The 12,398-nt window shown below is 65.0% G+C and carries 10 protein-coding genes; 2 read left to right on the top strand and 8 right to left on the bottom strand.

Features of this window, described 5'->3' with window-relative positions; genetic code table 11:
* The 3 genes from GY769_24995 to GY769_24985 all read right to left on the bottom strand — a co-directional run.
* On the bottom strand, positions 1 to 308 hold a 308-nt coding region (locus GY769_24995), incomplete at its 3' end, for a hypothetical protein (protein ID MCP4205181.1).
* Positions 305 to 958, bottom strand: a complete 654-nt coding sequence (locus GY769_24990) for a hypothetical protein (GenBank protein ID MCP4205180.1) — start codon at positions 956 to 958, stop codon at positions 305 to 307. The genes GY769_24995 and GY769_24990, both read right to left, overlap by 4 nt.
* The gene (locus GY769_24985) at positions 958 to 2,364 is read right to left on the bottom strand and encodes a BamA/TamA family outer membrane protein (GenBank protein ID MCP4205179.1); all 1,407 of its coding nucleotides are present in this window, start codon (positions 2,362 to 2,364) and stop codon (positions 958 to 960) included. The genes GY769_24990 and GY769_24985 overlap by 1 nt, the downstream gene beginning before the upstream one ends.
* A gap of 358 nt (positions 2,365 to 2,722) precedes the next feature.
* Between GY769_24985 and GY769_24980 the strand changes: the two genes are divergently transcribed.
* Complete coding sequence (locus GY769_24980) at positions 2,723 to 3,166, top strand: hypothetical protein (GenBank protein ID MCP4205178.1); 444 nt, start codon at positions 2,723 to 2,725, stop codon at positions 3,164 to 3,166.
* Positions 3,167 to 3,361: 195 nt separating this feature from the next.
* Here the strand turns inward: GY769_24980 and GY769_24975 are convergent, their stop codons facing one another.
* From GY769_24975 to GY769_24960, 4 genes are all read right to left on the bottom strand, one after another.
* Positions 3,362 to 4,876: a hypothetical protein gene (locus GY769_24975; GenBank protein MCP4205177.1), complete on the bottom strand. Its 1,515-nt coding sequence runs from the start codon at positions 4,874 to 4,876 to the stop codon at positions 3,362 to 3,364.
* Between the two features lie 279 nt (positions 4,877 to 5,155).
* Complete coding sequence (locus GY769_24970) at positions 5,156 to 6,589, bottom strand: wax ester/triacylglycerol synthase family O-acyltransferase (protein MCP4205176.1); 1,434 nt, start codon at positions 6,587 to 6,589, stop codon at positions 5,156 to 5,158.
* 2 nt (positions 6,590 to 6,591) lie between these two features.
* Entirely contained in the window at positions 6,592 to 7,317 is a 726-nt protein-coding gene (locus GY769_24965) for an alpha/beta hydrolase (GenBank protein MCP4205175.1), read from the bottom strand.
* Positions 7,318 to 7,430: 113 nt separating this feature from the next.
* Positions 7,431 to 8,891, bottom strand: coding sequence for a GMC family oxidoreductase (locus GY769_24960; protein ID MCP4205174.1), 1,461 nt, complete (start codon positions 8,889 to 8,891; stop codon positions 7,431 to 7,433).
* 65 nt (positions 8,892 to 8,956) lie between these two features.
* Here GY769_24960 and GY769_24955 point away from each other — a divergent pair, with 65 nt between their 5' ends.
* Positions 8,957 to 10,384: a sulfatase gene (locus GY769_24955; protein MCP4205173.1), complete on the top strand. Its 1,428-nt coding sequence runs from the start codon at positions 8,957 to 8,959 to the stop codon at positions 10,382 to 10,384.
* On the opposite strand, the gene GY769_24950 is transcribed toward GY769_24955, so the two are convergent.
* The gene (locus GY769_24950; GenBank protein MCP4205172.1) at positions 10,359 to 12,083 is read right to left on the bottom strand and encodes a PAS domain S-box protein; all 1,725 of its coding nucleotides are present in this window, start codon (positions 12,081 to 12,083) and stop codon (positions 10,359 to 10,361) included. The genes GY769_24955 and GY769_24950 overlap by 26 nt on opposite strands.
* Positions 12,084 to 12,398: the final 315 nt, after the last annotated feature.

Below are 12,398 nucleotides of genomic sequence, written 5' to 3'. Positions count from 1 at the left end.
GTGAAGACCGCGAGCAGGATGAGCTCATAGCGGCGCGCGAGACTATCCCGGTTGTGCTCGAGGATCTGGAGCCGATGGACGGTCGTCTCGAGCGCGTCAAAGCGAGCGCGGTAGCTCGCTTCGCCCGCCGGGTCCAATTGCGCCAGCTGCCGTTGGTCTTCGAGCGACGCCTGGAGCTCGGTCAGAACCTCGGCCGGAGCGCCGAAAGCGAAGGAAGCTCCGGAAAGCTGGCGTTGGAATGAATTGAAGAGCAGTGCGGTCGCTCCGACCAGCACGACGACCGAAACCAGGGAGGTGGCCAGCTTCATGGCGAGTGTTCTCCGGGTAGCTCCAGCGTCCATTCGTAGGAGGTCAGCGCGCGGCGCTGGATCGAGGTGGCGATCATGACGGAGAGGACTCTCACCAGGGACTCTTGCCGGTCATCTAGCGAGCGATCGGCCTCCTCACCGTCGCCGCGCGAAGCGGCGCCGATGGTCTCCGAAAACCAGCGCTCGGTGTCGTCGCGCTCGGCTTGCGAAAATGGTATGACATCGAGAACGACGTGAACTTCACGTTCGGCCGTCCTCTGAGCCTCGAGCTCCATCACCAGCAAGCTGAGCTGTTGCCACCAGGAGGCGAGCTCGTCGAAGCTCGGCACCACGATCCTCTTGGGCCGGCCGTCGACCGTCAAAACGGCCACCTGAAACACCTCGTCCCAGAGCTCATAGCGCACCTCGACCCGGGCACCGGCTGCGAACTCGCGCGGCTGTGGCTCGAGGCGGAACAGGAAAGTGGTCGTGAGTCCCGTGGTCAGGTGCCTGCGCACCTCGTCTTCGGCGAGGATCGGCGGCAGGGAGGAGAGGACCACGCCGCGCTCGGGATCGAGATCCAACCGCACGGCGTCCGCCGGCGCCGGGGAGGGGGCGAGCAGCAGCAGCCCGAGCGGCAGCCCAAGTATCAGCCAAGAGGGGGCCCGCACTAGCGACCCTCCAGGTCGAGATAGCTCAGCTTGAAGCGGAAGAAGCCCCAGGTGTTGCGCAGGGCGATTCCCGTGCCGACTCGGTAACCCCCGACGGGGTTCTCGGATTGCCCGAAGTCGGGCGAGGTCCCCTCGTAGCGAAACTCGAGATCGGTCTCCCAGCGAACATCGCGCCAGCGGCTCCCGATCCGTTTGCGTCTGAGGAACTTGGCGTGACCGGCGGTGAAGGAGCCGCGTGCGACATTCAGCTTGCCGGTCAAAAGCTCCCGCCCCTCGGTGGGAACGTTCTCGATGTCGCTGCGGCCCAGGAAGAGCCCGAGCTTCGCCGACAGGGTCTGGCGGCGAGTCACCGACCAGTAACGTGAGCCGGTGATCTGGAGGCCCAGCTCGCGCGAGTCCATCGACGCCCGGATGTCGGGACGGAGACCCTGGAGGGTGACGCTCTGGAGGTCGGTCCTCAGGGCGTTGAAGTTGAGCCCCGCCTCGAGGCTCGTGCCTGCGGTCGGGAAGACCGGCTCGTCGGTCGAGTTGTAGACCCATGACAGGTTGGCCTGCAGGTCCTTCAGGTTGTCGAAATCGAAGAAGCCGAAAGACCCCGGCTCGTAGGCCTGGCGCCGGAAACCGGAGGAGGTGCTGCGAAAGGAACCCGCGAATCGCACCGACTGGTTGCCGCGCACCGGGACCCCCAGGTCGAGCCCAACGCGAGCGCTGTGGCCGTCGGCGGTCCAGGTGCTGAAGGTGGGATCGAGGCCCAGCTCGTAGAGGTCCGTCAGGCAGGAACCGCCCCTTGGGCCCTCGGACGGCTCCTCCGGAGCGCAGTCGGTCGCGGAAACGGTCACCCCGAGCAGGATGCTGCGATCGAGGAGGTCGTACTGGGTGAATCCGAGGTGCAGGCTGCCGTCTTCGCCGCCCGCCGCCACGAAGAAAACGCCTTGGCGACCGACCGAGAAGCGGCGCCCGCTGAGGCCCGCGAAGGCGGCCGAGTAGTCGTCGGTATCCAGGCCGGCGAACGAGATGGGCTGGGCCCAGCGAATGAGCTCGAGGTCGACGCCGAAGAACCAGCGTCGCGTGTCCTCGACCGTAATGACGAGCTCGTAGAGCCCCCGCTTCGAGCCCTTGCGGAGCGAGAACTCGGCGTCGAGGACAAAGGGCAGTCTGACGATGCGATACCGCGCGTCGCGCAGCTCCGACTCGGTGTACGAGCCGCCCTGCTCCAGATGAGACTCGGAGATCACGATCTCGGGCGAGATCTTCTCGGCGCCCTCGACGGCGATCATCTCGATCTCGAATCGCGGCGGTTCCGGCGCGGCCGGCGGCTGGGCCGCGAGCGACGCGGACGAGAGAAGAAGCAACAGCGCCCAGGTCGCGCCGCGTCTCCTCTGCAGCGAGGTGCTGTGAGACTTCATCGGGCCTCCATTCTAGGTTCGCTGAACATCAGACCGATAGTCAGATGCGCAAGGGTGATGCCACCGGCGGACCGCAGCAAACCTGGCCGCAGGGAGCGGGCCGTCTCTCCTCGAGGTGTATGGCTTCCCTCACACCCGTCAGGGAAACCCGACGGGGCCGGCCGGCCGGCATTGCTCGCTGCGCAGCCCCGGCGGAGCCGTCGAACGCGCGGAAACACCGACATGAACTGGGTAATCGTGACTGAGAGATCGACCGGCACGGTCCGGTCGCTCCCTTGCACTTACGACCCCCGACGACAAACCGCGGATCCGGCTGGCAACGCCTGGGCAGATTCGCAATGACAAAAGGAGACGCACAATGAAAGCCACAAAAATACTGATTCTGATCGGCATCGCGACCTTGATCGCGCCCCAGATTGCAATGGCGGTGGTCACCTTCGACCAGCTGGATGACGACCTCTTTGTCATCAGTCATCGAGTCAAGGTCAAGTTCTGGATGAGTCGCGGACAGGCCATGAGGAAGGTCTACGAGAAGGCCGGATCGATTTGCCTTGCCGCGGGCTACACCCACTTCGAGATCCTGCAGCAGGAGTCTCAGGCCGGTCAGTGGCAAGACGACGCCAACGCAAGCGTCCGGGTCCGATTCTTCTTCGAGGGTAGCGAAGAGCGGATCGAGTGCCGGAGGACCGCCAGCGACCGATACATCGAGCAGGCGACCGTCAAGCTGGCGAAGCGGGGATACCGGCCGCCACCCCCTACGGCGGGCTCGTCCGCCGAGGCGAAGACCGGTTCCGGAAGCTAGCGGTTTCAAAGGCGAGGCTGGTTGAGCAGGTGGAGTCCCCCTCAGCCACGCCTCGACCTGGTTCCAACTCGGAGCAGAGTGGGCTTCGGGTTTGCGTTGCGGCGCGTGACTTGTGCTCGAGCTCGGCACCCGGCGTCCTTGACGGTTGTGGAGGCTGTGAACGGGGGCGGCCGGGAGGCCGTTCTTGAGGTTCGGCTAGGAAGTCGTCGCGGCCCACGCCGGGACGAGGTCCAGATCGATCCCGAGTAGCCACGAGGAAACCAGGTAAAAAAAGAGCGAGATCAGAACGACCCCGATCAGGTTGAGCACAATGCCGGCGCGCACCATTTGGCGCATCTCGACCTGCCCCGAGCCGAAGATGATGGCGTTGGGCGGCGTGGCGATCGGCAGCATGAAGGCGCAACTGGCCGAAAGCGTCGCGGGCAGCATCAGTAGCAGCGGATGGACCGCCATGGCGCCGGCCGCCCCGCCCAGGACCGGCAGCATGACTTCGGTAGTGGCGGTGTTGGAGGTGACCTCGGTGAGGAAGGTGAGCAGAAAACAGACCGCGGCGACCAGAGCCAAGGGATGCGCCCCTTCGACACGGCCGGCAAAGGATTCGCCGAGGTAGCGGGAGAGTCCGGTCTCCTGAAACGCGCCGGCCAGGGCGAAGCCGCCGCCGAAGAGCAGCAGGATGCCCCAGGGGAGTTTCACCGCGGTCTCCCAGTCCATCAACGCGCGGCGTCGGCCTTCGTGGTCCGGATCTCCGGCCACCAGGAAGGTCAGGATCGCCATGGCCACCGCCACGGTGGCATCGTGCAGATTCCCGGAGGAGAAAGGCGTGCCTACGAGCCTCTCGATGACTCCCGCCCATCCCGGAACCGTGACGGGGCCGAGTGCCAGGTCGGCCCGGGTGATCCAGAGCACCGCCGTGGCGCCGAAGATCCACAGCATCCGCCTCTCGGCGGGGCCGATCCGCCCCAGGTTGCGCAGCTCGGCGTCGATCACCGAGGCCCCGGCGCCGACGTCGCGACGCTTCAGCGGGAACACCAGGCGCGTCAACACGAGCCATGTAGCCGGTAGAAAAATCGCAACCAACGGCAGGAAGGCTAGCGTCCAGCGCCCGAATGGGATGATCGGCGCCGCCGGATAGATGATTTCCTGGATACGTAGGAAGGAGATGTTGGGCGGCGTGCCGATCGGCGTCGCCAGGCCGCCGATCGAGGCGGAATAAGCGACTCCTAGAAGCAAGGCCGGCGCGAAGCCTCCCGGACTCGGAGCTTCAGTCACCTCGCCGAGGGAAGCGATGACCGCCAGGGCGATGGGCAGCATCATCAGCGTCGTCGCGGTGTTCGAGATCCACATGGAAAGGAATGCCGTCGCCAGCATGAAGCCGAGCACCATCCGGGAGGGATTGGTGCCGATGGCTCGCACGATGAGAAGAGCAATGCGCCGGTGCAGTCCCCAGCGCTGGACGCCCAGCGCCAGAATGAAGCCTCCCATGAAGAGGAAGATGTTGTTGTTGGCGTAAGCGGCCGCGGTGACGCTACTGGGCATCACCCCCAGGGCCGGAAACAGAACCAGGGGTAGCAGCGAAGTAGCCGGAATTGGAATCGCCACCGAGATCCACCAGCAGGCCATGAGAACGGTGACCGCCAGCGTGCTGCGAGCCTCGCGGGGCATGGCCTCGAGAGCGGGCGCCAGCCAGAGCGAGAGAGCAAGGGCCAACATGGCGGCCCCGGCTGCGGTAAGAGCGGGTTTGCGCCGGCGCCCTGACCGGCGCTCCGACTGGCGCCCCGACCGGCGCGCCGAAAGGAGCGCGGCCGCGCCGGCCAAGGCAATACCGACAGCTCCCCACCGAAGCAGTGGCTGCGGAAGCTCGGCCAGGAGCGGAGCGGCCAGCACTCCCAGGAAACCGGCCGCACCGGCCGCGAGGCCGTCGATCTTCGCCGCCGAGGTCTTCTCGGTGCTCACGTGCCGAAGGATACTCCGGTCGGGCTTCGACCGGTTTCAGCCTGCTTCGGAAACCGCGCTCTCGAGCTCGTCGAGACTCGCCTTGAGCCGGTCGGCGAATCCTGCGGCATCGGGCATGATCCGGCGATCCGCGGTGACCCCGATCGAGATCGAGCCAGCGTAGCTGAAGACCGGCAGAATCAACCCGAGGCCGTCGAAGAGGGGAGCGGCGCCGACATGCATGAGCATTCTCGCTCCGCCCACGGTCAGAGGCCGAGGTGGACCCGGCACGTTGGTGATCACCAGGTTGAACATCGGCCGGTGGCGTTCGGCGAGGTGGAGGCGCGAGTAGAGGCGCACGCCGAGCCCTGACAGAGCGAAGGGAAAGAGCTCGGCCGAGCGCACGAGTGTGCGAGCGCCTACGGCTTGCAGCGCGACCTTGGACGAGCGGGCGGCGTCGCGGATGGTCCGCAATCTCGCAAGCGGCTCGGGCTCATCTGTGGCGAGCGAGACCAGCATCGCCGAGACCAGGTTACCGGCTCGTGCCTTCTCCGCGTCGCCACGCACCGAGACCGGAACCATGGCGACGAGTGGCTCGTCGGGTAGATCCTCGGTGTCTTGCATCCAGCCGCGCAAAGCACCGGAGCAGATGGATAGAACCACATCGTTAACCGTGGCGTTTTCCTTGTTCTTGATGGCTTTAAGGCGGTCGAGCTCGAGGATCGCCGGCGCCCAGGAGCGCTCGGCTGCGATCGGCCGGTTCAGTGGTGTCCTCGGCGCCGAGAACAGCCGGGGCGGGCCGTCGCCCTTGCGCACGCGGGACCAGGCGCCTCCGGCGAGGCCTAGCAGCGATTGGCCCACCACGGCCGGAACCGAGCGAGGAAGCGACGCCAGATCGCGGCCCGCGCGTGTCAGAAGATCCAGCGCTCGGGGCTCGCGAGGTCGATCGGAAGCCGGGTCCGAAGCCGGGTCGGCAGCCGGACCGATGGCGCGAGACCCATCGAATAGCATACCCAGGATCTCCGCCCCCGAAACTCCGTCGACGGCCGCGTGGTGTACTCGCGCGATCAGAGCGACCGCGTTCTCCGGAGCGCCAGGAACAGTGTTCAGGCCTTCGACGAACAGGATCTGCCAGAGCGGGAGCTTGCGGTCGAGCGGTTGGCTGAGTTCGAAAGCCATCAATTCCGAGAGCTCGTGCCAGCCGCCGGGCTCGGGGAGCCGGGTCCGCTCGACGTGGACTTCGAGGTCGACATCCTCGGGCGAGAGCTCGATCCAATAAGGTCGAGACAAGTCCAGCGGCAGGGAGGCCAGGCGGCGGCGCAGCGCGACCGCGCCCTGAAGGCGCTCGCCCAGGACTGTACGGAAGCGCTCGACCGTGAGTCGGCCGGTCGGAGTATTCGGGTCAAGCACCGAGACCGAACCGATCAACATCGGTGCGGACTTGGTCTCGAGCGTCAGGAAGCCCGCGTCCAGGCCGGAAAGCTGGCGCATGGTCAGCCTTCGCTGAGGCGAGCTTCCTCAGGTCGCCGAAGGCCCGGAGGGTGAACGACTCCGGGCCGGAAGAACGGCTTCCAGTTGGCCTCCGGCTGCGCCAGCCGATCGGCGATCACGCACAAGACCAGAGGGTTGAAGCCGAGACCGAGATGACTGCCCGGAACTTCGATGCTCTCGGCCTGTGGACCTTCGGCTTCGATCGATGCGCGCCACGAGGTAACACCGTCGGTGCGGCTGAAGACTGAAGTCGTCGGGACGGGGGGTGTCTTTTGCACCTCGGCGATCCGCTCGGGCGCGATGTCCTCGATTCGTTCGCGGGTGACGAGCTCGAAGAGCCGAGCGCTATTGGTCGATTCGGGATCGCCGTTGATAGGACTTCCGAGAGAAATGACGCTGCGGACCTGGTCGGGGCGCCGGTTGGCCATGACCCGGGCGTAGACGCCACCCAGGCTCCATCCGACCAGGCTCACCCGCCGGCCGTGCCGGTCGTAGACTTCGTCGAGGCGCTCTGCCATTCGCTCCTCGAGATCTCCCTGGGGTCCCAGATTGCGGCCCAACGCCCAACGATGCGCCGAGTAGCCCAGGTCGCGCAGGAATCGTCTGAGTGGGCGCGTAGAGAGATCGCTGGCCATGAAGCCCGGAAGCAGCAGCACCGGGTGCCCGTCGCCGCGCTCGAGCCGCCGCAGGAGCGGGCGCAGGAGAAGAGTCGTCGCCAACTCTCCCATCGCTCGGCCTTCGAGAAGAAGCAGCAGTTTCGAAGGGGGGTGCACTACCACCAGCGCATGCTACCCGACGGGGGCGCTTGTCGAGGGGCCACCAAGATGTTCCGCTGCCGCGGTCAGGCCAGTCGGTCTTGTATGTGGTCGGCCAGACGGAGGGTCATGGCGACCACCGTGTTGGTGGGGTTGGCCGTTCCCGAGGTCGGGAACGTGCAGGCTCCAGACACGTACAGGTTGTCGAGCCCGAAGACCCGGTTGTCGCGATCGACGACTCCGGTCTCTTCGTCGAAGCTCATCCGACAGGTACCGGCGGGGTGGGCTCGCCAGCGATCGTGGTCCTTGACGTTTCCGCCCGGCGCGGCGAGCTCGCGCTTCGCCGCCTCAAGGCTCAGATAGTTGCGCTCGAGGGTGCGCTGATCCTGCTCGGAGTAGCCGAAGTGAAGCTCGGGCAGGGGAACGCCGTTCACGTCGGTCAGGGTCTTGCTCAAGGTGACGTAGCTCTCGTAGTTGGGCTCGATCTCCGGCTGGGCCTTCCACCGCGCCGCGCCGTTGGCCAGGACGTCGAGCTGGAGCTGGCAGGCATTGATTCCCTCTTGCCGATACTCCGTGTTCAAGCTGCAGGTGCGATGATGTCCAGCCGGGAGGTCGAGGTCGGAGCGCAGGTCGAACTTGGTCTGCAGACTGGGATGAACGTTGAAGTAGTGCCCGACCTGAGCGTGTCGGTTGCCGAGTCCGTTCGGAAACCAAGACGACTCGGAGGCGAGCAGCAGGCGGGCACTCTCGACCACGCCCGCCGCAACCACGAAGGCTCGAGCGTGGAGCTTCCCGGACCGGCCGGCAAGGCCGCGGAGCTCGACGTGATCGATGGTCTCGCCGTCGAGGGTCACGATATTCGTGACCTGCTGGTCCTCGATCAGGGTGCCGAGATCCGACTGAACGAAACTCGGAATCTCCTCGTCGAGCAGCTTGAGGGCGTAGTTTCCGCCCCGGCGAGAATGGGCGACTGGGAAATAGGCGACCCCCTTGCCCTCGATTCGGACTCCCGGGTCGCGATAGGCGCCGTCTTTCTCCTGAGGATAGGAGCAGTTGCGAGAGGGCTCGGCTCCGGTCACGGTCGGGTAACCCTTGGCGAGCAACAGGCGCTCCGACTCGCAGTAGTAGGAAACGAGGTCGTCGAAGGCGATTGGCCAGTCGATCAACCGGCCGAACTCCGATTTCATTCGGAAGTCCTCGGGCCAGAGCCGGGTCGTGACCCCGCCCCAGTGCCGGCTGGCTCCTCCCACCGCGATGGCCCGCGTGCCGTTGACGGGATAGCTCGTGGCGCCGCGGCTCCGGAACTTGAAGGACTCTTCGAGAGATTCCAGCGAGCCGCCTCTCCGTGGACGCGAGCCGGCTTCGACGATGACCGTTCGAAGACCGCTGTCGACCGCGCGCAGACCCAGATAGGTGCCGGCAAAGCCCGAGCCAATGATGCAAAGGTCGTATTCGCCGGCCAGCGTGCTCGTACCGTTGCAGCCAACGGCGGTGGACGCCAGGGCCGCTCCGGTTCCCACGAGGAAGTCGCGTCTGGTGATCGCCATAGCCCGATTGACTCTATTATGATCTTCCCTCTGCTGCGAAGCCGGCCGCTTCGGAGCCTCAGCCGATGCCAGCCGTGGAGAAAAGAAAGAAAAAAAGGGACAGGCACCTTTATGTCCGCTTTGTTCTCGCGCTGGTGAGCCTCTGTCTTGTCGGTTCGTGCGCCGAGGCCGGTCGTTCCAGGACACCGAATGTCATCGTGATCGTGGTCGACACGCTGCGCGCGGACCATCTGACGCAGTACGGATACGAGCGTTCAACGAGTCCGGCTTTGGAGAGATTCACCGCCGAGTCGAGCCTGTTCTCGGCGGCCTACTCGACTTCGTCCTGGACCCAGCCGAGTGTCGCTTCGCTCTTTACCGGCCTCTTGCCGAGTCGGCACGGCGTCGTCAAGCAGAGCACGATTCTGCCCGCCGAGCTCGACACGCTGGCCGGCTTGCTCTCCGAGGCCGGTTGGCAAACCGCGGGCTTTAGCGGCAATCTGTTCATCGGCGCCAAGACGGGCTTCGACCGTGGCTTCGATCACTTCCGGGGGCACGAAGGGAAGGTCCTGGTCTATCCCGACATCGGACTGATGCTCGAACAGGTCGCCTCCTGGCTCGACGAGGGCAGGCAGCGGCGGCAGCCGGCCTTTCTCTATTTTCAGCCGATGAACTGCCATGGACCCTACCGGGTGCCCGAAGAGCATCGCGCCGACCTCCTGGGGTCCGCTCCAAGCCGGACTTCCGACTACAACGACGAGTTGATGACCGCGATCTTGAAGGACGGCGACATCGCCGCCCGGCAGAGGGTGACGGACGAGTACCTGGCGAGCTTGACCGATCAGTACGACACGGCGGTTCGCTACAGCATGGATGCGGTCAGCCGGTTGCTCGAGATGCTCGAGAAAGAAGGCCTTTACGGGGATTCCCTGGTCATTTTGACCTCGGATCACGGCGAGGAGTTGTTCGATCACGACGGTTTCGGCCACGGCTACTCGCTGTTCGAGGAAGTCGTGCGCGTTCCGCTCTGGGTCAAACTGCCGGGTCAGAGTGCGCGGGCCGAGCTCGAGCTGCCGGTGTCGCTGCTGGATATCCTGCCGACGATTCTCGAAGTCGCCGGGATCGGTGACTCGGTGGAGCAGATGAATCTGGACGGTCGCAGCCTGGCGCCGCTGCTAATGGGCTCGCGGCGGGCTTCCGGCTTCCGTGGCCGGCCGATCACCATGGACACCCGCTGGAAGCGGCGGGCGGTGGCCTCCGCGGTCCGGCTGGGCCGGTACAAGCTGATCGAGATCGAGAGCGACTACTCGGGACGGAGCAACGTCAGCCTGCTTTTTGATCTCGAAACCGATTCCGGCGAGCAGACGGACCTGTCGGCCTCGGAGGCCGAGATGACCGGCGTGCTGTCGCAGGCCCTCGAGCGGATTCGATCTTCAACGGCAGGGCAAGAACCCGAGACTGGCGAAGCCGACCTCGACCGCGAAGTGCTCAAGGCCCTCGGCTATATCGACTAGGAGAGGGCAGCGGGCGCTCGCCGTCCTTGGCGGCGTAGCAGGCGGTATCCGCGGCTCGCAAGACGTCGTCTATCGAGTCGGTGGTGTCGGTAATCGAGACCAATCCGACGCTGACTCCGATGCTGAAGCTGCTGTCCTCCCAGTCGAAGCGAAACGCTGCGATGGCCTTCTGAATCGAGGCGACCACACTGCGTGCTTCCGCGAGTGAGCAGAACTCGAGCAAGACGCCAAACTCGTCTCCGCCGAGCCTGGCCAACACATCTCGTTTGCGAACGCTCTTCTGGATCAGATCCGCGAGCTGGCCCAGGAGCTCGTCTCCCGCCGCGTGGCCGCAGGTGTCGTTGATGACCTTGAAGCGATCCAGATCCAGGTAGCAAAGTGCGTGCTCGACCCCTTCGGACTTGGCGCTGTCCAGGGCCCGTTTCAGCCGTCGTTCGAACTCGTACCGGTTGAACACCCCGGTGAGCGCATCGTGCACGGCTTGGTATGAGAGCTTCTCGGACGCCTCGTGGGCTTCGGTGATGTCTTCACACACGACCAGAACCACCTGCCCACCATCGGGGCCGGTCACGACCCGAGCGGTCTCCCACACCCACAACCTGGTGCCGTCCTTGCGCTGTTTGCAGGTCTTCCAGCTGTGGATCTTGCGCGGATCGGCGAGGCAGGTCTCGAGCTGTGCGCGGTTCGCCTGCTTCTCGGATTCGATGTAGAGATCGTCCACCGGCTTGCCCACGATGTCACTGGCGGTGTAGCCGAGCTGCTCGGCTCCGAAACGATTTGCCGACAGGAGAATGCCGTCGGGCGCTAGAGTGAAAAACATGGACGGATTGTCTTCGTAGAGGGCCCGATAGCGTTCTTCGCTTGCCCTCAGAGCTGCCTCGGCTTCGACCCGCTGAGTGATGTCGATGCTGACGCCGACGACCCGCCGAGCCCGCTCTCGCTCGTCTCGATCGACAATCCGGCCCCGGTCGAGGTACCAGCGATAGGAGCCTGAGCTCGTGCACAGCCGATGTTCGCTCTCGAAGCTGTCTGTCAGGCCCTGCACATGTGCCTCGAGTGCACGGTTCCTTCGGTCTTTGTCCTCGGGGTGGACGACCTCTGCCCAAAAGCTCAGTGGGCGGGCCATCTCCTTTGTACCGTAGCCAAGAGCCTGACACCATTGGCTGCTCAGAGTCACACGGTTGGCGCTCAGGTCCAGCGTCCACATGCCGTCGCAGCTCGCTTCAAGGACCAAGTTGAGGCGCGCCTCGCGTTCTTCGAGCGCCCGCTGTATCAGCTCTCGTTCGCTGATCTTGCGGGCGACACCCTCAACGCCAACGACCTCGCCGCTCTCATCGAGTAGCGGCGACATCGTGTCCTCAATCCATCGGGTCATGCCCTGCTTGGAGAGGATTCGGTACCGGGCGACGCGAGTCTCCTTCCGGCTGATTGTTTCCTGAAATGTCTCCTCGGCGATGACTCGGTCCTCGGGCCATACGGCCTTGAGCCAAAGATGTGGGTCGCGAAGGAGCTCTTCCGGTTCGTATCCCCAGATCAGCTTCCAGCCTTGGCTTACATAGTGCACGCGAGGTGTGCCGTCGTCGAGTATCCGGGTGCTCCAGAAGCACTCTGGAACGTGGCTGGGCAGCGGGTGAGAACCAGCGGCTGTGGCGGCAGCGAGGCTTTCTGGCCCGTCTTCGTTCCGCCTCTTTGGACCCATCTCGCCTCTTTCCTGTGGCATCGGCTCGCGGGCACGCCAGCGGCCGAGTGGTAGTAGGATGAGACGGTAGCCACACTTACGCAATCTGTCAATGTACTTTGTAAGTTGCCTGGCCGCGGTTCCTTGGCGCGAGGTGCTCGAGACCTCGGCTTCAGTCAATTAGGGAGGGACCCGGCGAGACAGTGACGTGTGTGTTCACGAACACCCAACGCGGAACGATCATCGTGGAGAAGCAGACGGATCCGGATGGGGCGCTCGGCGACTTCGTGTTCACGGGCGACGCGGCCGGAACGATCAGCGATGACGGGACGATCG

Source organism: bacterium (genome assembly GCA_024224155.1).
Classification (GTDB): Bacteria; Acidobacteriota; Thermoanaerobaculia; order Multivoradales; family JAHEKO01; genus CALZIK01.
This window is presented reverse-complemented; position numbering and strand designations above follow the sequence as displayed.

Excerpts from the sequence above, each read along its gene's own strand:
- GY769_24985 (MCP4205179.1), bottom strand. The coding sequence starts at position 2,364 with ATGAAGTCTCACAGCACCTCGCTGCAGAGGAGACGCGGCGCGACCTGG.
- GY769_24980 (MCP4205178.1), top strand. The coding sequence starts at position 2,723 with ATGAAAGCCACAAAAATACTGATTCTGATCGGCATCGCGACCTTGATC.
- GY769_24975 (MCP4205177.1), bottom strand. The coding sequence starts at position 4,876 with ATGTTGGCCCTTGCTCTCTCGCTCTGGCTGGCGCCCGCTCTCGAGGCC.
- GY769_24970 (MCP4205176.1), bottom strand. The coding sequence starts at position 6,589 with ATGCGCCAGCTTTCCGGCCTGGACGCGGGCTTCCTGACGCTCGAGACC.
- GY769_24965 (MCP4205175.1), bottom strand. The coding sequence starts at position 7,317 with ATGGGAGAGTTGGCGACGACTCTTCTCCTGCGCCCGCTCCTGCGGCGG.
- GY769_24960 (MCP4205174.1), bottom strand. The coding sequence starts at position 8,891 with ATGGCGATCACCAGACGCGACTTCCTCGTGGGAACCGGAGCGGCCCTG.
- GY769_24955 (MCP4205173.1), top strand. The coding sequence starts at position 8,957 with ATGCCAGCCGTGGAGAAAAGAAAGAAAAAAAGGGACAGGCACCTTTAT.
- GY769_24950 (MCP4205172.1), bottom strand. The coding sequence starts at position 12,083 with ATGGGTCCAAAGAGGCGGAACGAAGACGGGCCAGAAAGCCTCGCTGCC.